This is a genomic window from Herminiimonas sp. GW821-FHT09C12, from assembly GCF_059416385.1.
Genome location: NZ_JBWKPC010000001.1, coordinates 344,770 through 368,741, shown reverse-complemented (window position 1 = coordinate 368,741; position 23,972 = coordinate 344,770). Strand labels below are relative to the sequence as shown.

Annotated in this window: 21 protein-coding genes; 4 read left to right on the top strand and 17 right to left on the bottom strand. The window is 52.3% G+C overall.

Features of this window, described 5'->3' with window-relative positions:
- Positions 1–11 precede the first annotated feature (11 nt).
- Together rsmA and gloA are read left to right on the top strand one after the other, a co-directional pair.
- A complete protein-coding gene (gene rsmA, locus AC07N2_RS01745; protein WP_494776737.1) occupies positions 12–779 on the top strand; it encodes a 16S rRNA (adenine(1518)-N(6)/adenine(1519)-N(6))-dimethyltransferase RsmA in 768 nt (255 codons plus the stop codon).
- Between the two features lie 96 nt (positions 780–875).
- Complete coding sequence (gene gloA / locus AC07N2_RS01740) at positions 876–1,283, top strand: lactoylglutathione lyase (protein ID WP_494776736.1); 408 nt, start codon at positions 876–878, stop codon at positions 1,281–1,283.
- Positions 1,284–1,363: 80 nt separating this feature from the next.
- Here the strand turns inward: gloA and AC07N2_RS01735 are convergent, their stop codons facing one another.
- From AC07N2_RS01735 to AC07N2_RS01670, 14 genes are all read right to left on the bottom strand, one after another.
- A complete protein-coding gene (locus tag AC07N2_RS01735) occupies positions 1,364–2,266 on the bottom strand; it encodes a M48 family metallopeptidase (RefSeq protein ID WP_494776735.1) in 903 nt (300 codons plus the stop codon).
- Between the two features lie 14 nt (positions 2,267–2,280).
- Positions 2,281–3,036: a lysophospholipid acyltransferase family protein gene (locus AC07N2_RS01730; protein ID WP_494776734.1), complete on the bottom strand. Its 756-nt coding sequence runs from the start codon at positions 3,034–3,036 to the stop codon at positions 2,281–2,283.
- 30 nt (positions 3,037–3,066) lie between these two features.
- Positions 3,067–3,624 carry a D-glycero-beta-D-manno-heptose 1,7-bisphosphate 7-phosphatase gene (gene gmhB / locus AC07N2_RS01725; protein WP_494778094.1) on the bottom strand — a complete coding sequence of 186 codons (558 nt, stop codon included), beginning with the start codon at positions 3,622–3,624 and terminating at the stop codon, positions 3,067–3,069.
- Positions 3,625–3,704: 80 nt separating this feature from the next.
- Entirely contained in the window at positions 3,705–5,807 is a 2,103-nt protein-coding gene (gene glyS / locus AC07N2_RS01720) for a glycine--tRNA ligase subunit beta (RefSeq protein ID WP_494776733.1), read from the bottom strand.
- A gap of 2 nt (positions 5,808–5,809) precedes the next feature.
- Entirely contained in the window at positions 5,810–6,727 is a 918-nt protein-coding gene (gene glyQ, locus AC07N2_RS01715; protein WP_076592391.1) for a glycine--tRNA ligase subunit alpha, read from the bottom strand.
- A gap of 71 nt (positions 6,728–6,798) precedes the next feature.
- Positions 6,799–8,349, bottom strand: coding sequence for an apolipoprotein N-acyltransferase (gene lnt / locus AC07N2_RS01710; protein WP_494776732.1), 1,551 nt, complete (start codon positions 8,347–8,349; stop codon positions 6,799–6,801).
- A gap of 56 nt (positions 8,350–8,405) precedes the next feature.
- Positions 8,406–9,296, bottom strand: coding sequence for a CorC family transporter (locus AC07N2_RS01705; RefSeq protein ID WP_494776731.1), 891 nt, complete (start codon positions 9,294–9,296; stop codon positions 8,406–8,408).
- Positions 9,297–9,435: 139 nt separating this feature from the next.
- A complete protein-coding gene (gene ybeY, locus AC07N2_RS01700) occupies positions 9,436–9,894 on the bottom strand; it encodes an rRNA maturation RNase YbeY (protein ID WP_173830597.1) in 459 nt (152 codons plus the stop codon).
- Entirely contained in the window at positions 9,878–10,948 is a 1,071-nt protein-coding gene (locus AC07N2_RS01695) for a PhoH family protein (RefSeq protein WP_494776730.1), read from the bottom strand. Before AC07N2_RS01695 ends, ybeY begins: the two co-directional genes overlap by 17 nt.
- Positions 10,949–10,985: 37 nt before the next feature.
- Positions 10,986–12,338, bottom strand: a complete 1,353-nt coding sequence (gene miaB / locus AC07N2_RS01690) for a tRNA (N6-isopentenyl adenosine(37)-C2)-methylthiotransferase MiaB (protein ID WP_494776729.1) — start codon at positions 12,336–12,338, stop codon at positions 10,986–10,988.
- A gap of 45 nt (positions 12,339–12,383) precedes the next feature.
- Positions 12,384–12,752: a hypothetical protein gene (locus AC07N2_RS01685; protein ID WP_494776728.1), complete on the bottom strand. Its 369-nt coding sequence runs from the start codon at positions 12,750–12,752 to the stop codon at positions 12,384–12,386.
- Between the two features lie 249 nt (positions 12,753–13,001).
- Positions 13,002–13,445, bottom strand: a complete 444-nt coding sequence (locus tag AC07N2_RS01680; protein WP_494776727.1) for a universal stress protein — start codon at positions 13,443–13,445, stop codon at positions 13,002–13,004.
- Positions 13,446–13,736: 291 nt separating this feature from the next.
- Positions 13,737–16,736 (bottom strand): FAD-binding and (Fe-S)-binding domain-containing protein, encoded by a 3,000-nt coding sequence (locus AC07N2_RS01675; RefSeq protein WP_494776726.1) that lies wholly within the window; start codon positions 16,734–16,736, stop codon positions 13,737–13,739.
- 150 nt (positions 16,737–16,886) lie between these two features.
- A complete protein-coding gene (locus AC07N2_RS01670) occupies positions 16,887–18,104 on the bottom strand; it encodes a pyridoxal-phosphate-dependent aminotransferase family protein (protein ID WP_494776725.1) in 1,218 nt (405 codons plus the stop codon).
- 293 nt (positions 18,105–18,397) lie between these two features.
- On the opposite strand from AC07N2_RS01670, the gene AC07N2_RS01665 reads away from it, so the two are divergent.
- On the top strand, positions 18,398–19,123 hold the full coding sequence (locus tag AC07N2_RS01665) for a GntR family transcriptional regulator (RefSeq protein ID WP_076592383.1): 726 nt from the start codon (positions 18,398–18,400) through the stop codon (positions 19,121–19,123).
- Between the two features lie 128 nt (positions 19,124–19,251).
- On the opposite strand, the gene AC07N2_RS01660 is transcribed toward AC07N2_RS01665, so the two are convergent.
- The 3 genes from AC07N2_RS01660 to AC07N2_RS01650 all read right to left on the bottom strand — a co-directional run bounded on the left by AC07N2_RS01660 (position 19,252) and on the right by AC07N2_RS01650 (position 22,373).
- Positions 19,252–20,760 (bottom strand): tripartite tricarboxylate transporter permease, encoded by a 1,509-nt coding sequence (locus tag AC07N2_RS01660; RefSeq protein WP_494776724.1) that lies wholly within the window; start codon positions 20,758–20,760, stop codon positions 19,252–19,254.
- Positions 20,761–20,769: 9 nt separating this feature from the next.
- Positions 20,770–21,291: a tripartite tricarboxylate transporter TctB family protein gene (locus tag AC07N2_RS01655; RefSeq protein WP_494776723.1), complete on the bottom strand. Its 522-nt coding sequence runs from the start codon at positions 21,289–21,291 to the stop codon at positions 20,770–20,772.
- Positions 21,292–21,368: 77 nt separating this feature from the next.
- A complete protein-coding gene (locus tag AC07N2_RS01650; RefSeq protein ID WP_494776722.1) occupies positions 21,369–22,373 on the bottom strand; it encodes a Bug family tripartite tricarboxylate transporter substrate binding protein in 1,005 nt (334 codons plus the stop codon).
- 371 nt (positions 22,374–22,744) lie between these two features.
- On the opposite strand from AC07N2_RS01650, the gene AC07N2_RS01645 reads away from it, so the two are divergent.
- Positions 22,745–23,887, top strand: coding sequence for a DSD1 family PLP-dependent enzyme (locus tag AC07N2_RS01645; RefSeq protein WP_494776721.1), 1,143 nt, complete (start codon positions 22,745–22,747; stop codon positions 23,885–23,887).
- The last annotated feature ends 85 nt before the right edge of the window (positions 23,888–23,972 follow it).

Below are 23,972 nucleotides of genomic sequence, written 5' to 3'. Positions count from 1 at the left end.
ACCGTTAATCAATGAAACATATTCCTCGCAAGCGGTTCGGCCAGAATTTTCTGACCGACGACACAGTTCTATACAACATCATTCGCGTGATCGATCCACAGCCACAAGATACGATGGTTGAAATCGGTCCCGGCCTTGCTGCGATGACGCGCTTGTTGCTGGAAGGCGTGGATCAAATGCATGTGGTTGAACTGGATCGCGATCTGGTCGAGCGCTTGAAGAAAACTTTCGATCCGAAGAAGCTGATTATTCATTCGGCAGATGCCTTGCAATTCGATTTTTCGTCTATCCCGGTTCCTGCCGGCAGCAAATTGCGCGTGGTTGGTAACTTGCCGTACAACATTTCCAGTCCCTTGCTGTTTCATCTGGCGGAGATGGCGCCGCATGTGCAGGATCAGCACTTCATGCTGCAAAAGGAAGTGGTAGAGCGCATGGTGGCTGAACCGGGTAGCAAGACCTATGGTCGTTTGTCTGTGATGTTGCAATGGCGTTATCACATGGAATTGATGTTCATTGTGCCGCCGACTGCATTCGATCCGCCGCCGCGTGTGGAGTCCGCCATCGTGCGTATGATTCCGCTCGAAAATCCGCTGCATTGCGATCAGGAAAAACTGGAGCAAGTTGTACTGAAGGCATTCTCGCAACGTCGCAAGGTCATACGTAATTGTCTGGCTGGAATGTTTGCTGAGAGCGATTTGATTGAAGTTGGTATCGATCCGCAATTGCGGCCGGAAACAATTCCACTTGCACAATACGTCGCATTAGCCAATCGCCTGTAAGGCGAATTCGCGATCCTCGATCTGCTGCGTGTCCGGCAAGGAATGCCTGATAGGCATAGAATTCAGGCTTCACTTTATTTATCCACGAGGACTTACATGCGCATTCTTCACACCATGCTCCGCGTCGGCGATCTGCAACGATCCATAGACTTTTATACCAAACTGCTCGGTATGAAATTGCTGCGCCAGGTGGAAAACACCGAATACAAATACACGTTGGCTTACCTCGGTTACGGCAGTAATCCAGAGCATGCTGAGCTGGAGCTGACCTATAACCATGGCCAGCATGACTATGAAATGGGTACGGCTTACGGTCACATCGCGATTGCAGTGCCTGATGCTTATAAGGCTTGTGCTGATGTCAAAGCTGGTGGCGGTAACGTAACGCGTGAAGCAGGGCCGGTCAAAGGTGGTAGTACTGTGATTGCATTTGTTACAGATCCCGACGGTTACAAAGTCGAGTTGATCGAACGCAAGGAATGGGAAAGTACAGAGAAGTTCTAAGGTTTGAATAAGTGTCTGCTAGCGGACAAAACGCATCATGCATAGCTACAGCGCATGATGCGTTTTATTATAAGAACTTGCTAGAAAATCGGTAGTGTTTCCGGCGCGTGATCGCGCAATGCTTTTTTCGCCGCAGCGAATTCAGGGAATACCGATTGCACAGTCGCCCAGAATTGTGGACTGTGATTCATCTCGCGCAAATGCGACAACTCATGCGCAATCACGTAATCAATCAGCGGCAGCGCAAAGTGAATTAACCGCCAGTTCAATCGAATCTTGCCATCTGCAGTACACGAACCCCATTGCGTCATCGCCGATGACAATGCGAAGGATTGGTAGCTGACATCCAGCTTCTCCGCATAGACAGGCAAACGTTCGGCGAAAATACGTTTCGCTTCCAGTTGCAACCAGCCTTGTACGCGATCTTTCAGCTGGCGCTCAGCAGCAGCGCCAGGCAGACAGACGGTTAATTCTTTTGATTCGGCATCGTAAACTATGCCGGCAGATTGGGTACCCAGTATGCGCAAGGTGATGTCGTTGCCAAGATAGGGCAAGGTTGCGCCATCACGCCATTCCATTTGCGGTTGCAGACGTCGTGCAGAGTGTTCGCGTCGCTCATTCAACTTGGTGAAAATCCAGCGCTGCTTTTCGCAAATCGCATTCTCGATTTCAGTCAGCGTTACCCATTTCGGTGCAGTGATGCGCAAGCCATCGTCATCAATCATAAAGCCGATAGAGCGCCGCTTGGATCTCACCAACGTGTAATCCAGTATGTGCTCACCGACATGGACGCGGCGCTTGCCATGAGGCACAGGTGCGCTCACATCGCCATTTGATAATGGCAAACTTGGTAGCAACGATCCAGGTGAATGCTTGGGTGCCGGGTGATCTATTTTCGGTTGCGAAGAAAAATCGGACGAAAAGAAATCAAGCTGCAGCGCAAGCTGTTGCGGATCGGGCGATGTGTGACGAAGCAGCTTCAAGAGTAGTCGGGCCGTTATTGTTTCTGCGATGTTTCAGCAGGATAGGCTTCGGGCGAAATCACCCGCATTTCGGATTCTATCCAATTTTCGACTTGTTGCATCAATTCGACTGCAGTGAGTCCTTCCGGCGACATCGGCTTGCCGATGGAAACAGTCACCAATCCTGGTTTCTTGATGAAGGAATTTTTCGGCCAGCACGCGCCTGGATTCAAGGCGATAGGCACAACCACGGTATTGGTTTCAACGGCGAGGCGTGCGCCACCGCCTTTGTAGCGACCTTGCTCGCCGACAGGAATACGCGTGCCTTCCGGGAACATGATGATCCATTGACCATCGGCAAGACGTTTGCGGCCTTGCACCACAACTTGAGCAAACGCGTCCTTGCCGTTATTGCGATCGATAGGGATCATGCGCAACAGTCCAAGTGCCCAGCCAAAGAAAGGCACGTAGAGCAATTCCTTCTTGAAGACAAAGACCAATGGGCGCGACATTTTGCACAGCAGAAAAATGGTTTCCCATGCTGACTGATGCTTGGACAGCAAGATCACAGGTTGATCTGGAAGATTTTCATATCCTTTGATCTCGTAGCGGATACCGCACAACACTTTTGCCAGCCAGATGATGAAGACGTTCCAGCGCGAAGTAATGTAATACCGTCGGTTATAAGACAACGGCGCAGCCAGAAAGCAGATCGGCGCCCATATCAAGGTGGCGACCAGCATGATCAATGCAAACAACAGGGAACGCAAAAACAAAATGGCACGTGACATCAAGTCTCCAGATTTTTTAACAGCAATAATTTAAACGGCGTAACTGAGCGCAGGCGCTTTCAGTAAATGATCGACGACGGCAGCGAGGTTGGGATAAATCGTGGTTCCCGGTGGCAAGCCACCTTTCTCGCTGGTTTTTTCGCCTTTGCCGGTGAGTACCAGATAAGGTGCGCAGCCAACGACAAAACCTGCCTGCAAGTCACGCAGGGAATCGCCTATCATCGGCAATCCCTTCAAGCTCACATTGAATCGTTTTGCTATCGTATGCAGCATGCCCGGCTTGGGTTTGCGGCAATCGCAGCTATCGTCTTGTGCGTGCGGGCAAAAGAAAACGGCATCTATCTCTGCACCTACCGATTGCGCGGCGGAATGCATTTTTTGATGGATCGCATTCAATGCCATGATGTTGAACTCACCGCGTGCAATGCCAGCCTGATTGGTGGCGACGACCACGCGATAGTCGGCTTGATTCAAGCGCGCAATTGCTTCCAGCGAGCCGGGAATCGGCACCCAATGATCAGGCGTTTTGATAAAGGTGTGCGAGTCGTGATTAATGACGCCGTCGCGATCGAGGATAACCAGTTTCATCGAATCACCTTTCAAAATGGATTGCATGATGGATCGTTAATACGATACTGCAATGTCGTGAAGCAAGCGGCTTGTTGCCATCAAGAGGCCAGCTTGGAAATGTCGGCAACCTGATTCATCGCTTGATGCAAGGTAGCCAGCAAGCCCAGACGATTATTACGCAGTGCGACATCTTCCGCATTGACCATAACGCCATCAAAGAAAGCATCGACTGGATTCTTCAATGCGGCCAATGCTTGCAAGGATGCATTGTAATCACCGCGTGCAAAAGCTGCTTCAGCTTGCGGTTTGACCGTCGCCAAGGTCTGGTTCAGTGCGACTTCGGCAGCTTCTTTCAGCAGAGCAGTATCGACCTTGGCAGCAACTTCACCATCCACTTTTTTCAGAATATTGCCAACGCGCTTGTTGGCTGCAGCCAGACTGGCTGCTTCCGGCAATGCGGCGAAAGCACGGACTGCAGCAAGACGATCCGCGACATCGGCCAGGCGTTGTGGTTGCAATGCCAGTACTGCATCGATTTCTTGCGCGCTGTAGCCTTGTTCGCGTAAAGCATTCGCGAGACGATCAAAAATGAACGTCAACAAGGCAGTGCGATGTTCTGCGCTCAAACCGTTGAATGGTTTTTCCGCTGCAGCGATTAAATCGTTGATGCCGATATCCAATTTGCCTTCGATCAGCATGCGGATGATGCCGAGTGCATGACGACGCAATGCAAATGGATCTTTGTCGCCAGTCGGTACTTGTCCGATGCTGAACAAGCCAACCAAGGTTTCCAGTTTGTCGGCGAGTGCTACGACCATGCCGACTGGATTGCGTGGCAATTCATCGCCGGCAAAACGTGGTTTGTAGTGATCTTCAATTGCATCGGCAACCTGCGCTGGCAAGCCGTCATGCAGCGCGTAGTAGCGGCCCATGATGCCTTGCAGTTCTGGGAATTCACCGACCATATCGGTCAGCAAATCTGCCTTGGCCAATTGCGCTGCGCTATCTGCTTGTTGCGCATCGACGCCGAGTTTGGCGGCAATAGCTTGTGCGATGGCGCGCACGCGAGCGATACGTTCGCCTTGAGTGCCGAGTTTGTTGTGGTACACAACTTTGTCGAGACCTGCTACGCGTGATGTCAGTGTCTTCTTGCGATCTTGATCGAAGAAGAATTTGGCATCGGCCAGACGAGGGCGGACCACGCGCTCGTTACCGCCGATGACGGTACTGGCATCGGCTGGACGGATGTTGGAGACGATCAGGAATTTATTGCTGAGGCCGCCCTTGCTGTCGAGCAAAGGAAAGTATTTCTGATTCGCCTTCATGGTCAGAATCAAACATTCCTGCGGTACTTCGAGGAAGGCTTCTTCAAACTGGCCGATCAGAACGTTAGGACGTTCGACCAGGCCGGTGACTTCATCCAGCAATGCTTCATCTTCAATCGGTGTCAGATTGTCGCCGGCTTCTTTGGCTGCAGCGGCAAGCTGGCGCACGATTTCTGCGCGACGTTCAGCGAAGCTGGCAATGACTGCACCTTCACTGAGGAGTTGCTTCGCATAGCTGTCTGCATCGCGGATGTAGACAGGATCGAGGCCGGCTTCAAAACGATGGCCGCGTGTTGTGTTACCTGCATGCAGACCGAGCACGGCAAGCGGTACGACATCGGCACCATGTAATGCAACCAAGCCATGCGCAGGACGCACGAAGTTGACTGTATCCCAGCCGTCAGCCAATTGATAAGCCATGACTTTAGGAATAGGTAATTTGCTCAGTGTTTCTTCCAGAGCTTTTTGCAAGCCGTCAGCCAAGGTGACGCCGGTCACGATGCTGTTGAAAAACAGTACATCGGTTTTGCCGTCGGATTCGCGCTTCAGACCGGCGACTGCAGATTCGTCTGCACCCAGTGCTGCAAGTTTTTTCAGCAGAGCAGGCGTGGCTTTACCATCGGCGCTCAAACCTACCGCTGCCGGCATCAATTTCTGCATGACTTGTTTGTCGTCAGCCTGAATCTCAACTTCTGTCAGATGCACGCCGAGACGACGTGGTGATGCGAAGTGCGTCAGTACGCTGCCATCAGCCAACAGACCTTGCGTCTTGAGCGATGCTTGCAATGTTTGTGCAAATGCTTCGCCAATTTTTTTCAGCGCCTTTGGTGGTAATTCTTCGACGAACAGTTCGACTAATAAATTTTTGGTACTCATACTTATGCCGCTTCCTTCTCAATCTGGGCCAGCACTTCGGCGGCATGTTCTGGTTTTGCCATCGGGAAGCCGAGACGAGCACGGCTGTCGAGATAGCTGCGTGCAACGCTGCGTGCCAGATTACGGATGCGCCCGATATAGGCAGCTCGTTCAGTAACCGAAATGGCACCACGTGCATCCAGCAGATTGAAAGTGTGTGCGGCTTTCAATACTTGTTCGTAAGCAGGCAAGGCCAGTTTGTTATCGATCAGATTCAGCGCTTGTTTTTCGTGTGCACCGAAAGCGGTGAACAGGAAGTCGGCATCGCTATGTTCGAAGTTGTAGGTCGATTGCTCGATCTCATTTTGCTTGTAGACGTCACCGTAGGACAGGCCTTCAGTCCACTTCAAATCGTAGACGTTATCGACGCCTTGCAAATACATGGCGAGGCGTTCCAGACCGTAGGTGATTTCGCCGGTGATCGGTTTGCAGTTAATGCCGCCAACTTGCTGGAAGTAAGTGAATTGCGTGACTTCCATACCATTCAGCCAAACTTCCCAGCCCAGTCCCCAAGCACCCAATGTTGGGTTTTCCCAGTCATCTTCAACGAAACGGATATCGTTTTGCTTCAGATCGAAGCCAAGTGCTTCCAGTGAGCCCAGATACAGTTCCAGAATGTTTGCTGGTGCTGGTTTTAACACGACTTGAAATTGGTAGTAGTGTTGCAAGCGATTTGGATTTTCACCATAGCGGCCATCTTTCGGGCGGCGCGATGGTTGTACGTAGGCAGCTTTCCATGGCTCAGGGCCGATTGCACGGAGGAAAGTAGCGGTGTGGGAAGTGCCGGCGCCGACTTCCATATCGTATGGTTGTAGCAGTGCGCAGCCTTGTGCGTCCCAGTACTTCTGGAGCGTCAGAATAATTTGTTGAAATGTGAGCATCTTGTTTGAATTTTTGCATCACCCGGTACGGGCGAGGGCAGAGTTGCCGAAACCCTAGATTTTACCGGGTTTTAGTGGCTACTAGGGGTTCTGCGCGCAAGATACCAGGCAGCGAGCAGCAGGGCGAAAGCCAGCAGCACGATGAAAACGTTGCCAACCGCAACATAAGGCGTGATTCCGCGATAACCCTGCACTGACGCCGTCAGCACGCCGCGCTCGAAGGGTTTGAGCTGTGACAGCACTTTTCCGTCTGGACCTATGATGGCAGTGGCGCCGGTATTGGTCGAACGCAACATGGGGCGGCCAGTCTCTATCGCGCGCATTTGCGAGATTTGCAAGTGTTGCGGCAAGGCGATCGAATCGCCGAACCAGGCGATATTCGAGACATTCAGCAGCAGTGTCGCGACCGGCGTGCCGGCAGCATCGCTGGCGCGTAATTGACCGGCGATTTCTTCACCGAACAAATCTTCGTAGCAAATATTCGGCAAGACCCATTGATCCTTGACTGCGAACGGTGCCTGCAAGGCATCGCCGCGGCTGAAATCGCCCAGCGGAATGTGCATCATGTCGACAAACCAGCGGAAACCGAGCGGAATAAATTCGCCGAAGGGCACCAGATGATGCTTGTCGTAGCGATACAGTTTGGGTGCGGTGCCGTTAGCTGGTGTGGGCGTGATGCCGATCACGCTATTGGCATATTGCTGCGGCCCGTCGCTGATCGGGATGCCGATGACCAGATGACTGTTTGAGGCGGTAGAAAACTCAGCCAGGCGCGGCAGGTAATCTGCCGGCAATTGATGCGCCAAGAGTGGTAGTGCGGTCTCTGGTGTCGCGATTAAATCTGCTGGCGCGGCACGTATCATGTCTTCGTACAAGGTCAGCGTCGCATTGATTTGCTCGGCGTCGAACTTGATTTCCTGCGGCACATTGCCTTGCAACAGACGTACGGAAATAGCTTGCCCATTTGGTGCCGTCCAACTGACTGTCTTCAGACCTAGGCCCGCCGCCAGAATGACGATAAACAAAGGGAAGGCGAATTTTTTGTTCGGCAGCAAGACTAGACAAGCGGCCAGCAATGCGGCCAGCCAACCCACGCCATATACGCCGATCAGTGGCGCGTAACCGGCGAGCGGGCTATTGGTGTGTGCGTAACCAGAGATGGCCCATGGAAAGCCGGTAAACACCCAGCCGCGCAACCATTCGGAGAACATCCACAATGCAGGCAAAATCAGCAAGAGCATGATCCAAGAGGGGATCACTCGACCACGTTGAAAACGTGCGGCGAGGCCAGTGGCCAACGCAGGAAGAAGGCCGAGGAAGGCCGCCAGCAAGATCACGGCCAGCGCCGCGATGGGTGCCGGCATGCCGCCATATTGATGCATGCTGATGTACAGCCAATACACGCAACAGACAGACCAGCCAAAGCCGTAAGCCCAGCCTGTCAATGCGCTGACTTTGACCGATGGCGCTTGCAATATCAGGTAGAACAGCAGCGCCAGCGCGATGATTTGCACCTGCCAAAAACCGAAAGGCGCGAAGGCGAATACATTCAGTGCGCCTGCGAACAAGGCCGCGATGGCGGCCAGGGTCGGTGTAAAACGGAAGGATGAAAGCTTGTTCACGTGATTAGGCGAGATGCCGTGACGTGATGCAGGAGCGCGCGATGTTATCTGTGAAATCAGCTATCAAGCGCATCCTCGTTTGGTGACGACGGCAGTTTTTCTACTAGCAGTACATGAATGTGGCGTGCATCGGCGCGCAATACTTCAAAGCGCAGATTGCCGATATCCAGCATTTCGCCTTTGTGCGGCATGCGTCCAAGATGATCGGCAACCAGGCCGCCTATCGTATCGACATCCGGACTGGATAATGCAGTGCCTAGCTCTTCATTGAATTGTTCAATCTCGGTCAAGGCCTTGATACGCCAGCGCGGGCCATGTTCGCCGGCCTTGATTGCGAGGATATTGTCTTCTTCCTCATCAAAGTCGTATTCGTCTTCGATGTCGCCCACGATTTGTTCCAGCACATCTTCAATCGTGATCAAGCCAGCCACGCCACCGTATTCATCGACCACGATGGCAATGTGATTATGCTTGGCGCGGAAGTCGCTCAGCAAGACGTTCAGGCGCTTCGATTCGGGAATGAAAACGGCAGTGCGCAAGGTGCTGCGGATATCAAAGGATTCTTCCGCGTAGTAACGCAGCAAGTCCTTCGCCATCAAAATCCCGACTACCTTGTCACGTTCGCCATCGATTGCAGGGAAGCGCGAGTGTGCAGTATGCAACACCATAGGCAGCCATTCTTCAATCGGTTTGGTGATATCGACGACGTCCATTTGCGCACGCGGCACCATGATGTCGCGTGCAGACAATTCCGATACTTGAAAAACACCTTCGATCATCGCGAGCGCATCCGCATCGATCAGATTGCGTTCGTGTGCATCGTGCAGGATGGTGAGTAACTCGGAGCGACTGTCGGGTTCGGGAGCGATTAATGCGGTCAGGCGCTCAAACAAGGATCGATGCGGTTTCGCATCGCCGGATTTGCCGCTAGTGGGGATATCTTGCATAAGGCGAAAAGCCGTTGCGGGTGGTGGTTTCAATTGATATTAGGATACAACAAATGACGTGAGCTGCCAAAAATGCGTGGAATCGCATGGCAGAACGCTACTTGCTGATGTGCAATGCCTGTGTGAGATGAAGTGCTGATTAGGTATTCAGATATGGATTGGCGTAGCCGAGATCTGCCAGAAATTCGATTTCCAGCGCTTCCATCTCTTCTGCTTCTTCGTCCGATTCGTGATCGTAGCCTTGTGCATGCAATACGCCGTGTATCACCAGATGTGCGGTATGCGCTTCCAGCGTTTTCTCTTGTTCGGCAGCTTCGCGTTCCAATACGTCTGTACACAGGATGATGTCGGCTTGCGTAACTTCGCTGTCTTCATCTTCGGTGTAGGCGAAGGTCAGTACGTTGGTGGCGTAGTCCTTGCCGCGGTAATTGCGATTCAGTGTGCGACCTTCTTCGGCGTCGACGAAGCGTAAAGTGATTTGCGCAGGTGCAAGCAGTGCGGCCTTGACCCAGCTACGTAATTTAGGACGGGTGATCAGGTCTTGCAGGCGTTTGTCAGGGTATTGCACTGACAGGGAAAGCTTATTTTTTTGCAGCATTTTTCGTCGTGGTCTTGGTGGCTACGGTTTTCTTTACAGCAGGTTTGGCAGCTTGATTGGCATCATCATAAGCATCGACGATGCGCGCCACCAATGGATGGCGTACGACGTCGGCGCTGGTGAAGCGTGTAAAGGCCAGACCGCGCACATCTTTCAGCACATCAATCGCTTCGATCAAGCCGCTTTTTTGATGTTGCTGCAAATCGATTTGCGTAATGTCGCCTGTGATAACTGCTTTGCTGCCGAAGCCTATGCGTGTCAGGAACATTTTCATTTGTTCTGGCGTGGTGTTTTGTGCCTCATCCAGAATGACAAAGGCATGATTCAAAGTGCGACCGCGCATATAGGCCAGCGGCGCAATTTCAATCGCCTGTTTTTCAAACATTTTTTGCGTGCGATCAAAGCCGAGCAAATCGTAAAGCGCATCGTACAAAGGGCGCAGATAAGGATCGATTTTTTGCGACAAATCGCCAGGCAGAAAACCGAGACGCTCGCCAGCTTCTACTGCCGGGCGGGTCAGAATAATGCGTTTGACCGCATCGCGTTCCAGCGCATCGACGGCGCAAGCAACAGCCAGATACGTTTTGCCGGTACCCGCGGGACCGACACCAAAGGTGATGTCGTGATCCATGATCGCCTTCAGATACTGCAACTGATGCGGCGTGCGGCCGCGCAAATCATGGCGGCGGGTTTTTAAAACCGGCGCATCGGTGACGGATTCAACGGCTTTCTTTTTCGAAGGTTTGGCAGTCACTGCCAAGACCAGTTCCGGTTCTGCCAATGCTGCGCGTTGTTCAACCAGCGCCAGTTGCACTTCTTCCAGCGAGACGATCTTGTCCGCCAGCGGATAAAACTGCTCAAGAATTTCCAGCGCGCGCGCGCCGTTGTCACCGTTGATGATGAACTTCTCGCCACGACGGAAGATGGTGACGTCGAGTGCGGCGGAAATCTGCCGCAGATTCTCATCCATAGGGCCGCACAGATGCGCGAGGCGCTTGTTATCCAGCGGTTCCGGGATGAAATACAGTGGTTGAGCGGCAGTTTTTGTTTTCAATTTTGGCTGAGCAGGCGCTTATGCGATTAGAGGAATATTATTGTTTAACGATGATCTCGCCGCGCAATGTATATGCGTGAGATTGCACGATATTGACGTCGACCATTTGACCGATCAGACGTGCAGAATTAGGACCGGCAGAGAAGTTGACGACACGATTGTTCTCGGTGCGGCCTTGCAGTTCATCCGCATCTTTTTTCGATGGGCCTTCCACCAAAATACGTTGTACGGTGCCGACCATTTCATTGCTGTAGCGACGTGTGTTTTGATCGATTACCGCTTGCAGACGTTGCAGGCGTTGTAGTTTGACTTCATGCGGTGTGTCATCTTCCAGATTGGCAGCAGGTGTGCCTGGACGCGGGCTGAAGATGAAACTGAAACTGTTGTCGTAACCGACGTCATCGATCAACTTCATCATCGCTTCAAAATCGGCATCGGTTTCGCCAGGGAAGCCAACGATGAAATCAGATGAAATCGAAATGTTCGGGCGCACTTCACGCAAGCGACGCAGTATCGATTTGTATTCGAGCGAGGTGTAGCCGCGCTTCATCGCTGCCAATATACGGTCGGAGCCGTGCTGCGCTGGCAGATACAAATGATCAACCAGTTTAGGTACTTTTGCGTAGGCGTCGATCAGGCGTTGCGTGAATTCTTTTGGATGGCTGGTGACGAAACGGATACGTTCGATGCCTTCCATTTCGCCTATGTATTCGATCAACAGCGCGAAGTCGGCGATCTCGCCATCGGCTGCATCACGGCTCATCTTGCCGCGATAGGCGTTGACGTTTTGGCCGAGCAGAGTGATTTCCTTCACGCCTTGCGCTTCGAGTCCGGCTACTTCTGCCAGCACATCATCGAAGTTGCGCGAAACTTCTTCACCGCGTGTGTACGGCACGACGCAGTAGCTGCAGTACTTGCTGCAACCTTCCATGATGGAGACGAATGCTGTTGCGCCATCGACTTTGGCTGGCGGCATGTGATCGAATTTTTCGATTTCCGGGAAGCTGATATCGACTTGTGAACGACCGGTAGAGTGGCGCTGCTTCAACATTTCCGGCAAGCGATGCAGGGTTTGCGGGCCAAATACCAGATCCACATACGGTGCGCGCTTGACGATGGCATCGCCTTCTTGCGATGCGACACAACCGCCGACGCCGATTACCAGATTGGGGTTGATCAGTTTCAGTTCGCGCAGACGGCCGAGATCGGAGAACACTTTTTCTTGCGCTTTTTCGCGCACGGAACAGGTGTTGAGCAAGATCACATCGGCATCTTCTGGCGTGTTGGTTTTGATCATGCCATCGGAGGCATTGAGTACGTCGACCATCTTGTCCGAGTCGTACTCGTTCATTTGGCAACCGAAGGTTTTGATGTATATCTTTTTCTGCATGGTATGGCTTATTTACTCAGTTTCTTGCTTAGTTAATTACTTGAATTACTTGGACACAGGGGCCGGCAGTGGTGTGGGCTTGGCTGGTTCTACTGGCACGAGCGGCAAGGTCCTTTTCGCTTCGTCTGCCGTCAAAATCCAGATGCGGTCGATGTCGCCGGTATTGCTTTCCGTGTAATTCACGGCGATGTCGCTACCGCGTAAAGCAGATGGCATCTCGATCATATTGTCCTGATTCCAGATCCGCGCACCGGCAGACAAGGTGCGTGTTTTCTCATTGATAACAATTGCCGGATAGCTGGCCGGTGTCATCACGCCGCGTTTTACCTCGGGCGGGAAAGGCCGTTCAAACGCTTGTGCCGATAATGTCACAAGAGCAAGAGCGCAAGTGATCAGGAAATTATGTATCCGCATGACTAATTCCGTTCAGGATAAAAATGGATGGCGGCTATCTGGATGGCTAGGACAAGAATCAATCCGGCTCGGATATACGAACTATGCGGATTTTTTGCGAATTTCGTGTTGAATCAGGATGTTTTCTGCGCATTTTTGCGAAGCGCAATGATACCACGGGGCGAGAACGGCTATTACCCGCTTACCTTGGATGGAATTGCAGGGAAAATGGGTCACGACAGGCGTCGCAACCCAGGGTAATACGCGCTTCTAGCGGAGCACCAGAACTGGCAGCGTGGTGTGCGCCAGCACTTTTTGTGTTTCGCTGCCGACAAACAGCTTGTTCAAACCTTTGCGTCCGTGCGATGCCATGAAAATGGCGTCGCATTTGTACTCTTCGGCGATCTTGACGATTTCTTCATACGGATTGAGGCCTATCGACACCACGGTTCTGGATTTAATGCCTTTGGCTCGTGTCGTGGCTTCGATTTTATCTAGGTGTTTCTGTGCAAGGTCGGCAACCTTGTCGTCATACAGCACCGGATCTATCGGGAAGACGCCTGCGCCTTCCATCATGCCTGTATATAAATAGGGTTCGGCGACGGAGAGTATGACCAGTTCGCCGCCCAGTTTTTGAACAAACTCAATTGCTGTATCGACTGCTTTATCGGATAGCGGAGAACCGTCGGTTGGAATGAGAATTTTCTGGAACATGGTGACCTCCATGAGGTGGGAAGGACGCTACTTTCTTCGACTATATTGCGCACGCAGCGCAAGAGATTGATGCAGATCAAAAACATCGGCAATACGCGGATTCGGTCGTTACGTCAGAGTCCCAAGGCCGATAGCTTAGGTGTTATTTCATCTTACACACTTAAACTGAGTGCAAAAAGATCGATTGGTTCCGGGCGGAAGCAGAACTTCTTGCCATCCTTGGCTGGACAGCGGTGTTTTGAGTGAGGGAGATGTTTTTGTTGCGATGCACTATGCGTGCATCGCAACTGATTACGTGCGTAAGGCGTCGGCCAGTACGCGTGAAACGTGGATGGCTTCTTCTTGTGTACCGTCAGAAATTTGATGTCTGCAACTGGTGCCGTCGGCGACAAAGATGGTGCCATCTTCTGCCTTGCGTATTGCAGGGAACAGCGACAGTTCACCCATCGCTTGCGACGCATCGTAATGTTCTGCTTCGTAGCCAAAACTACCAGCCATGCCGCAGCAAGACGATTCGACGACAGCAACGTCTAGTTGCGGTATCCAGTTCAATACCGTTTGTACCGGACGGAATGCATCGAATGCTTTTTGGTGGCAGTGACCATGCACCATCGCCTTGTTTGAGGCGAGTGGTTTGAGATCAAGCTGTAGTCGTCCTGCGCTATGTTCATGTACTAGGAACTCTTCAAACAGATAGGCCATGCTCGCCAACTTCTCGGCTTCTTTGCCATATCCGTAATTGAGGAATTCATCGCGCAGTGACAGCAGGCACGATGGTTCCAGGCCGACGATAGCAACGCCTCTATTAACGAAAGGCATCAATGCATCCAGCGTTCTGCGCGCTTCTTGCTTGGCTTGATCAACTAAACCGGCGGACAGGTAAGTACGGCCGCAGCACAGCGGACGTTCGCCAGCGCGTACATTGAAATGCACGGTGTAGCCGGCAGCTTCCAGCACGGCTTGTGCGGCGATGGCGTTTTCCGGCTCCATGTAATTATTGAAGGTGTCGACGAACAGCAGCACTTCCTTGTTAGTCGTCGCATCGCTGTTGTGATTGCTACGTTGCGACAGGAACGATGGCTTGAAGCGCGGGAATGCTCGTTGCGGTGCCAGCCCGATTTGTTTTTTCAACCAGCCGGATATCCACGGCAGCTTGTCGGCGACAGCGAGCAGCGTGCCGACGTGACTGGCATAAGGTGCATAACGCGGCATGTAAGCCACGAGTTTTTCACGCAGGCTGATGCCGTGTTTATTTGCCCATGCTGCGCGTGCTTCTATCTTTACTTTGGCCATATCGACGCCGGTCGGGCAATCGCGTTTGCAGCCTTTGCAAGAGACGCACAGATCAAGCACTTCCTTGACGTCGGGACTGGCCAGACCTTCATCGCCAAGTTGGCCTGAGATAGCCAGACGCAATGTGTTGGCGCGACCACGCGTCACGTGACGTTCATCTTTTGTGATGCGATAACTAGGACACATGGTGCCAGCGTCGAACTTGCGGCAATGGCCGTTGTTGTTGCACATCTCGACGGCTTTGGCTAAACCGCCGGTGCGATCATTGCCGGTACCTGGTTCTGTTTCCTTACCGCTGGCAGGATCACGTGTAACGTTCCATGCCGACCAATCCAGTTGTGTCTTGATCGGCAATTCCTGATAACCGGGTGCAAAGCGGAAATTGCTTTTGTCATCCATCTTCGGCGGACGCACGATCTTGTCAGGATTGAAGCGATTGTCTGGATCGAACAAATCCTTGATTTCGCTGAATGCCTGATTGATGCTCGGTCCGTATTGCCAGGACACCCATTCGCCGCGGCATAAACCGTCGCCATGCTCGCCGGAATATGCGCCTTTGTATTCGCGTACCAATGCCGATGCTTCTTCCGCAATCTTGCGCATGTCGGCTGCGCCGTCACGACGCATATCGAGTATAGGACGTACGTGCAAAGTACCGACGCTGGCATGCGCGTACCAGGTACCTTCGGTGTGATATTTGTGGAAAACTTCAGTGAGACGATTCGTGTATTCGGCCAGATGTTCTAGCGGCACGGCACAGTCTTCGATGAAGGACACGGGTTTGCCGTCGCCCTTCATGCTCATCATGATGTTGAGACCGGCTTTGCGCACATCCCACAAAGCTTTTTGTTCATTCGCATCGACCATGTTGACGACAGATCCGGGCAAGCTGAGATCACTCATCAAGTCGGCCAAAGCGGCGAGTCTTTCAACCAATGCTGCTTTATCGTCGCCCGCGAATTCCACCAGCAAGATCGCTTGTGGACTGCCGACCAAGGCTTTTTCAATGACAGGACGGAATGCGGCTATATCTAACGACAGATCAATCATCGTGCGATCAACCAGCTCTACAGCGGTCGGCAGCAGTTTGACGATGTGCTGCGCGGCATCCATCGCTTGATAAAAGGTTGGGAAGTTGATGACGCCGAGCGCCTTGTGCTTAGGCAGTGGTACCAGCTTCAATGTCAGTTGACGGCTGAAGGCCAATGTCCCTTCGGAGCCGACCAATATATGTGCCAGATTGGCGCTGCCATCATCGGTGTAAGCGCGCGGATTTTGGCAGTCGAACAGATCGATGTTGTAACCGGCGACGCGACGCAATACTTTCGGTACGCGTTCGATAATTTCTTGCTGTTCGCGGGTTGCGATACGTTTTAAGCCTTGTGTGATTTCTTGCAGGCGCGTGGTGTGCGCCATATTTTCCAGCGTCTCGAAGCGGCCTTGCGTGCCATCAGCAAGCACAGCATCTATTGCCAACACGTTGTGCACCATATTGCCGTATTCGATAGAACGCGAGCCGCAGGAATTGTTGCCTGCCATGCCGCCTATCGTGCACTGCGCCGCAGTCGAAACGTCAACCGGGAACCATAAGCCATGTGGTTTGAGCCATGCATTCAGATGGTCCAGCACCATGCCCGGTTCTACCGTGATGGTGCGTTTTTCTGCATCGAAATCGATAACGTTATTCAACCACTTGCTGTTGTCGATGACCAGCGCTTCGCCTACTGTTTGACCGCATTGGCTGGTACCGCCGCCGCGCGCGAGGATGGGAGTTTTTTCGGAACGTGCAATGTCCAGACAGAGCAGCAGATCAGCTTGATCGCGCGGAACCACAACGCCTATCGGCATGATTTGATAGATCGATGCATCGGTGGCGTAACGGCCACGATCTGCATTGCCGAACAACACATCGCCGCGCAATTCCTTGCGCAAGCGGCTTGCCAGCGGGCTAGGACTACGTCCGCTTACAGGAACAAAGTGAATCGGCTTGACGAGCATTTCCGGGACATCCTTTTCTGAAACAAACAGCACATTCAATCAGCGCTGCACAGTCGCGTGCGTCTCTTTATATATGCAAAGCTTTTTGACGCAGCCTGCAGTTAGCTATTACGCCAGCATGCAGGCTGATGTTCTTTGACAGAGTTTTAATCAGGCTGCGATTTTCAACGGTGGGATTTTTTGTTCTGCCAAAAATTCCATCGCTGCGCCAACGCCGCTGCCCTTGAGTTTGATACCGGCGATTTTCAAACCCATTTCGCAACCGGCCAATGTCGCCATCAAGCTCAGATCGTTTGCTTCGCCCAGATGACCGATGCGGAACATACGGCCTTTCATCTTGCCGAGGCCGGTGCCCAGCGACATATTGAAACGTTCGTAAATGGTTTTACGCACCATGTCTGCATCGATTCCTTCAGGTGTCATGACGCCAGTCAGGATAGGTGAGTAGACGGAAGAGTCCGCGCATTGCACTTCCAGGCCCCAGGCATTGACGGCGAGGCGGCAAGCTGCGGCCAGACGTTCGTGGCGGGCAAATACATTGTCTAGGCCTTCGGTGAGGATCATGTCGAGCGCTTCGTGCAAGCCGTACAAGAGGTTGGTGTTCGGTGTGTACGGCCAGTAGCCGGTTTTGTTCATCTCGATGATGTCAGTCCAATCCCAGAATGCGCGCGGCAACTTGGCATTCTTGCTGGCAGCGATCGCTTTTTTCGAGACGGCGTTGAAGCTGATGCCAGGCGGCAGCATCAAGCCTTTTTGCGAACCGGATACTGTCACGTCCACGCCCCATTCGTCATGACGATAGTCCGCTGCTGCGAGGCCGGAGATCGTATCGACTAACAACAGTGCAGGGTGATTGGCTGCATCCATCGCCTTGCGTACGGCTGCGATATTGGAGGTAACGCCGGTGGAGGTTTCGTTATGGACTACGCAGACTGCTTTGATGACATGACCGGTATCGGCACGCAGACGTGCTTCGATCAAATCAGCTTGTACGCCGCGACGCCAGCCTTCGATGCCAGGCAAGCCGATGAACTCAGGTTTGATGCCGAGTGCTTCTGCCATTTTTTTCCACAGCGTGGCGAAGTGACCTGTTTCATACATCAGTACGGTGTCGCCCGGGCTGAGGGTGTTGCTCAATGCTGCTTCCCATGCGCCGGTGCCGGATGCTGGGTAAATGATGACTGGTTGCGTCGTTTTGAAAATCTTTTGGATGCCGGACAGAACCTTCAAGCCCAGCGCACCGAATTCAGGGCCGCGGTGATCGATGGTCGGATAGCTCATTGCGCGCAGGATGCGATCCGGCACAGGGCTAGGGCCAGGAATTTGCAACATGTGGCGGCCGGCTGGGTGAAAGTCGAGCTTCAGCATTTCATTCTCCTAAGGAAACTTCGCATTATTGAATATTGCATACAAAATACTTTAGCAGAGTGATTTTGATTAGTAAAGCTTTTTGCGTCCAGCAATGCGCGAATTGATACGGATGGTTTACATGTCGTTTTTAGGTGTATCCAGCAAGTTGCTGGGAATGCAATACTGGCGTGGTGTGACTAAGCAGATACATGTAATCGAGCGCATGGGATGTATGTGAAATGCCATATGGTGTGCTGCATCAATTCCCAGGCAATTAGATTAAAATAGAGTTAAATTAAATCGGACTTAGTATGCAAAATACATTGATCGCTGGTGAAAATAACAATAGCAGCCCAGACATGCCACGCATGGAGCGTCAGCGCTTGCATGATGCGGTGGTGGAACATTTGCAGCGACTGATCATTGAAGGCGTGCTGGCTCCGGGCATGAAGTTGAACGAGCGAGAGGTGTGCGAACGCTTGGGCATTTCGCGCACGCCGCTACGCGAAGCGATGAAGGTGCTGGCGTCGGAAGGTTTGATCGACATCGTGCCGAATCGCGGTGCCTTCGTGTCGAAGATGAATGACACTGAAGTCTGGGAAGCGTTTGAAATGATGAGTGGCTTGGAAGCCTTGTCGGGCGAGCTGGCGGCTGAGCGCATCTCGCCAGCGGAGATTGCTGATATCAAGGCTTTGCATCAAGCGATGCTGGTATGCAGAGCGCAAAACGATTTGCCTGGTTACTACAGCCGCAATCAAACCATACATAACAAGATCAATGAAGCGGCACGCAATTCGATGCTGCGACAAATCTATCTGTCAGTGAACAGACGTTTGCTGGCCTTGCGCTTCAAGTCCAACTTCAAGGAAGAGAAGTGGGATAGAGCCATCGGTGAACATGATGAAATGATACAAGCACTGGAAGCGCGCGATGGTAAACGACTGGCAGTTATTCTGCGTCAGCATTTGCTCGACAAGCGTGACTCGGTGATGGCGGATTTGCGTGACACCAGCAGCCGTGCTGCAAAGGTAGATTGAACGCTAAAGTAATTCGCAGCTAATTTGCTTACGCAATATCCCAGCAATAAAAAAAGCCTGAAGAGAAATCTTCAGGCTTTTTTACGTTAGGCAGTGGAGAGTCGTTGTTCTCCACTGCTGCACGTTTGTCAGGCAGGTTTTTGACGATTCTGACGAAGATTACCGATAAGGCTGCTGATGATAGGCCACACAAGTGCGATGACTGCCAGCGTCATCACGGTGCCAACCAGGCCGCTACCCCAGAACACGCCGAGTGCGCCTTTGGAACCAACCATGGTTTGACGGAATGCATCTTCTGCACGATCACCCAGCACCAAGGCCAACACCAAAGGTGCTAATGGATAGTTCAGTTTCTTGAAAATGTAGCCGATCACGCCGAAGATCACCATCAACCAGATGTCGAATTCTGCGCCGTGTACCGTGTAGGCACCGATCGCACAAATCACCATGATGGATGGAGCAATGATCGAAAACGGAATGCGCAGGATCGCAGCGAATACCGGGACTGTGCTGAGTACAACCAACAAGCCGACGATGTTGCCGAGGTACATACTGGCAATCAAGCTCCAGACGAATTCCTTCTGTTCGACGAACAGCATAGGACCTGGTTGCAAGCCCCAGATCATCAAGCCGCCGAGCAGAACTGCCGCTGTAGCCGAACCAGGAATGCCAAGTGCGAGCATAGGCAGCAGTGCGCTGGTACCGGCAGCGTGTGCTGCTGTTTCCGGTGCCAATACGCCTTCAATATTGCCTTTGCCAAAAGACTCGGAATCACGCGACAACTTCTTGGCCATGCCGTATCCCATGAAGGATGCAGCTACCGCGCCGCCTGGCGTAATGCCCAACCAGCAACCAATGACCGACGAACGCAACAAGGTCATCCAGTACTTAGGCATCATCGCCCAGGTCTTGAAAACGACCTTGAGATCGATCGCTGCCTTCTTGCCTTTGAATGCCAAGCCTTCTTCCATCGTGATCAGAATTTCGCTGACACCGAACAAGCCGATCACCGCAACGAGGAAATCGAATCCGCGCAACAGATCAGGAACATCGTAGGTCATGCGCAATTGCCCGGACACGGTATCCATACCGACTGCAGCGAGCATGAAGCCGACGCACATCGAAATGATGATCTTCGCTTTCGGTTCCTTGCCCATGCCGATGAAGCTGCAGAAGGTCAGGAAGTAGACAGCGAAAAATTCCGGAGGACCAAAGCGCAATGCAAACTTGGCGACCACTGGAGCCAGGAAGGTAATCACGATTACGCCGAACAATGCGCCGATGCAGGAGCCGGTAAATGCGGACGTCAGTGCCTGTCCCGCCTTGCCTTGTTGCGCCAGCGGATAACCATCGAAGGTGGTGGCCACCGACCACGCCTCACCCGGAATGTTGAACAGGATGGATGTGATCGCACCACCGAACAAAGCGCCCCAATAGATGCAGGACAGCAGAATGATGGCTGAGGTCGGATTCATCGAGAACGTAAGCGGCAACAGAATGGCAACGCCATTCGGACCGCCGAGACCAGGCAGCACGCCGACCACGATGCCCAGCAAAATGCCGAGGAACATCAGTGCAATGTTGTGCCAGCCGAGAACGTGGCCGAAGCCGATCATTAATGAGTTTAGTTCTTCCATGTTTTTTCCTTAGAAGCCTAACCAGTTTTCAAGAGGACCCTTAGGCAGCGGCACCTTGAATTGAATTTCGAAAACAAAAAAGAACACGAGCATGACGATGATCGACACGCTGGCCGACTTCCACCAAGTGAACTTGCCGAGGAAAAACATGAATGCTGCGATGAAGATGATCGATGCAACGTAAATGCCCAGATATGCAATGGCAAAGACGAACACGATCAGCGGCAGCAGAATGACTGCAACCAGACGTGCTTGTGCGATTTCAAGGAAGGGCGTTTGATCGTTATCGCGTATCGCATGTACTAATACGAGGCAACTGGCGAGCAGGATCACTACGCCTAATCTGAGTGGGAAATAACCGGCTTCCGGGCCATAAGCACCCCAGCCTGCGCCGAGTTGGTAATTGCTCCAGATAGTAAGGAGGGATACCAGGCCGAGCGTAATCGCTACGATGATTTCGGCGCTGCGGATGGTGATGACTGCGCGAGAGTGTTCTCTCTCTTCTTCTGCGTGAGGTTCTGAAGGATTCATATTCGCTTGTCCGTGAGGTGATTCAATGACCGTGGCGTACGCATGTCGGTCATTGAATCAGGGTGATGATGTGAGGATTACTTGGAGACGATGAAGCCAGCCTCTTTCATGATTTCACGGTGCAACTGTTCATCTTTCATCAGGAACGCTTCCAGCGGAGCACCTGTCATGAATTCGCCTTTCAGCGCATTCTTTTCGAGATACGTTTTCCACTCAGGTGTTTCCATCACTTTTTTAAACAGGTCCACGTAGAACTGTGTCTGTTCTGGTTTGACGCCGCCTGGCATCATGAAAATGCGCAGCATTTCATAGCTGACATTAAGCCCCTGTTCCTTGCAGGTAGGGATGTCGGACCAGGCTTGTGTAGCAGTCACTTTGGCGGTGTATGCAATGCGTTTAGGCGAGAACACGCACAAAGCCTGATGCTCACCGGCGCGCCATTGCGAGACAGATTCAGATGGATTGTTGGTGTCGGAATTGATGTGGTTGCCGGAGAGTTGGGTAGCCGCTTCGCCGCCGCCTTTATACGGAATGTAGAGGAATTTTGCGCCGGTTTGTTTTTCGATCATCATCGTAATCATGTGATCTTCGCGCTTGGAACTGGTGCCGCCCATCTTGAACGTTTCTGGCTTTTTCTTGACATCGTCAATGTAAGCCATCGGTGTTTTGTAGCCGGCTTGAGTATTGGTCCACAGTACAAATGCATCTTGCGCAACCATGGCTATCGGCGTCAAATCGCGCCAGTTGAATGGCAGGTTGGTAGCGAGAGGTGTGGTGTATATCGATGAGGATGCGACGATAATTTTGTTCGGATCGCCTTTGGCTGCTTTCAGATCAAGCAAACCTTCCGCGCCGCTGGCGCCGGCCTTGTTTTGCACGATGATCGGTTGCTTCATCAGATTGTGCTTGGTGATGATGCCTTGAATCGAGCGTGCCATCTGATCTGATGCGCCGCCTGCGCTGAACGGTACGACCAGTTCAACCGGTTTGGTTGGTTCCCAGGCCGATGCACTCAATGCGCAGCACATCGTGGTGAGGAAGAGGCCGACTTTCATCGGTTGGCGGATAAGTTTTTTCTGCATGATGCTGTCTCCTATATGTGGGTTGCGAACCCTTTTTTGACCATCTCCTGCATCAGTAGCGGACAACATTGCCCACATCCTGAATTCGTTTTCCGGTAGAAATGCGATGCGTCTGACGCGCTTTTTTCATCTCTGCCCAACTAATCATTTCCTAAAAGTATGGAGTCGCTGTAATTTGCGATCCGTGCATTTAGAATATTGAATACAATATACATCTGAGAAAAAATGTCAATTGCTGGATACGTGATGCCATGAAATTTTTCGAAGAAATTCGTCTAAATGGCATTTTGAGTACAAAGTAGCTGCTTCCAGATGCGTCCATGGATGCGGGAAGTCGTGCATATCGTCTTATTTTTTATTTCGGAGTGAGCATGAAAGATGTCGCAAATTTGAAGCTGCCGGTCATGGCCCGCATCGGCGATCCGGTCTCGCGCGTCAGTACGCCTGCGCTTTTGCTCGATCTGGACGCGTTTGAGGCTAATGCGCAACGCATGGCGGAACTGACGCAGCGGCATGGCGTGGCACTGCGCCCGCATGCCAAAGCACATAAATCGAGTGCAATTGCGCAAGCGCAGCTGGCGCTGGGTGCAGTCGGTATTTGCTGTCAAAAGATGAGCGAGGCTTACCCTTTCGTAGAGAAGGGCGTGCAGAGCATACATATTAGTAATGAGTTTGTCGGCGCGGACAAGGTGGCGATGGCGGTCGAATTGGCTGGTTACGTGCGCTTAAGCGTGTGCGTGGATCATGTGGCGCAAGTAGATGCGCTGGGAAAAGCAGTCAGTCAGGCCGGCGTTTCTATCGCGGTCTTCCCTGAAGTGGACATAGGTCAGGGGCGCTGCGGCGTGAAAGGTAATGATGCGCTGGCTGCCTTGGTCGACAGGATCGCGAGCTATCAAGGTTTGTCTTTTGGTGGTTTGCAGGCGTATCACGGCGGTATACAGCATCTGGCTAGCTGGGAGCAGCGTCGGTCGGCGGCTAGTGTCGCGGCAGATGCGGCAGCGCAGTATGTGCAATTCCTCGCAGCGCGCGGGATCGCTTGTCCGGTTGTGACAGGTGGTGGCACGGGGACGGCGGAATTCGATGTGACGAGTGGTGTATTTACCGAGATTCAGCCTGGTTCGTACGTCTTTATGGATGGCGACTATGGTTCCAAAGATTGGGTAGGCGGCTGGAAGCCGGCGCATAGCCTGTTCATCGCTACTACTATTATGAGTACCGCAAAAGCGGGGATGGCCGTATGCGATGTAGGTCTTAAAGGTGTGGCGGTGGATTCCGGTTTGCCTTTGGTCAGACCAAGAGAATATGGCGATCAGCTTAAATACACGGCAGCCAATGATGAGCATGGCATTTTGCAGATCGCGGCCGGTAATACGCAGGATTATCTGGGCGAACGTTTGTTTCTGATCCCTGGTCACTGTGACCCGACTGCGAATCTGTATCAGCAGTACGTTGGGTTCAGAGGTGATGTTGTTGAATGCTTGTGGAGTATCGATGCGCGTGGCTTGAGTCAGTAATTTTGCTAGCCGCACAATCTGATTTTTGTTGATGTTTTGGCACTCGCTCTATTTCTTGATAGAGCGAGTGAGCTGAGCGCGGTAT

What these genes read in the sequence shown, in the direction of transcription:
- rsmA (WP_494776737.1), top strand. Translation starts at nt 12, where the DNA reads ATGAAACATATTCCTCGCAAGCGGTTCGGCCAGAATTTTCTGACCGAC.
- gloA (WP_494776736.1), top strand. Translation starts at nt 876, where the DNA reads ATGCGCATTCTTCACACCATGCTCCGCGTCGGCGATCTGCAACGATCC.
- AC07N2_RS01730 (WP_494776734.1), bottom strand. Translation starts at nt 3,036, where the DNA reads ATGTCACGTGCCATTTTGTTTTTGCGTTCCCTGTTGTTTGCATTGATC.
- gmhB (WP_494778094.1), bottom strand. Translation starts at nt 3,624, where the DNA reads ATGAAACTGGTTATCCTCGATCGCGACGGCGTCATTAATCACGACTCG.
- glyS (WP_494776733.1), bottom strand. Translation starts at nt 5,807, where the DNA reads ATGAGTACCAAAAATTTATTAGTCGAACTGTTCGTCGAAGAATTACCA.
- glyQ (WP_076592391.1), bottom strand. Translation starts at nt 6,727, where the DNA reads ATGCTCACATTTCAACAAATTATTCTGACGCTCCAGAAGTACTGGGAC.
- AC07N2_RS01705 (WP_494776731.1), bottom strand. Translation starts at nt 9,296, where the DNA reads ATGCAAGATATCCCCACTAGCGGCAAATCCGGCGATGCGAAACCGCAT.
- ybeY (WP_173830597.1), bottom strand. Translation starts at nt 9,894, where the DNA reads ATGCTGCAAAAAAATAAGCTTTCCCTGTCAGTGCAATACCCTGACAAA.
- miaB (WP_494776729.1), bottom strand. Translation starts at nt 12,338, where the DNA reads ATGCAGAAAAAGATATACATCAAAACCTTCGGTTGCCAAATGAACGAG.
- AC07N2_RS01685 (WP_494776728.1), bottom strand. Translation starts at nt 12,752, where the DNA reads ATGCGGATACATAATTTCCTGATCACTTGCGCTCTTGCTCTTGTGACA.
- AC07N2_RS01680 (WP_494776727.1), bottom strand. Translation starts at nt 13,445, where the DNA reads ATGTTCCAGAAAATTCTCATTCCAACCGACGGTTCTCCGCTATCCGAT.
- AC07N2_RS01675 (WP_494776726.1), bottom strand. Translation starts at nt 16,736, where the DNA reads ATGCTCGTCAAGCCGATTCACTTTGTTCCTGTAAGCGGACGTAGTCCT.
- AC07N2_RS01670 (WP_494776725.1), bottom strand. Translation starts at nt 18,104, where the DNA reads ATGCTGAAGCTCGACTTTCACCCAGCCGGCCGCCACATGTTGCAAATT.
- AC07N2_RS01665 (WP_076592383.1), top strand. Translation starts at nt 18,398, where the DNA reads ATGCAAAATACATTGATCGCTGGTGAAAATAACAATAGCAGCCCAGAC.
- AC07N2_RS01660 (WP_494776724.1), bottom strand. Translation starts at nt 20,760, where the DNA reads ATGGAAGAACTAAACTCATTAATGATCGGCTTCGGCCACGTTCTCGGC.
- AC07N2_RS01655 (WP_494776723.1), bottom strand. Translation starts at nt 21,291, where the DNA reads ATGAATCCTTCAGAACCTCACGCAGAAGAAGAGAGAGAACACTCTCGC.
- AC07N2_RS01650 (WP_494776722.1), bottom strand. Translation starts at nt 22,373, where the DNA reads ATGCAGAAAAAACTTATCCGCCAACCGATGAAAGTCGGCCTCTTCCTC.
- AC07N2_RS01645 (WP_494776721.1), top strand. Translation starts at nt 22,745, where the DNA reads ATGAAAGATGTCGCAAATTTGAAGCTGCCGGTCATGGCCCGCATCGGC.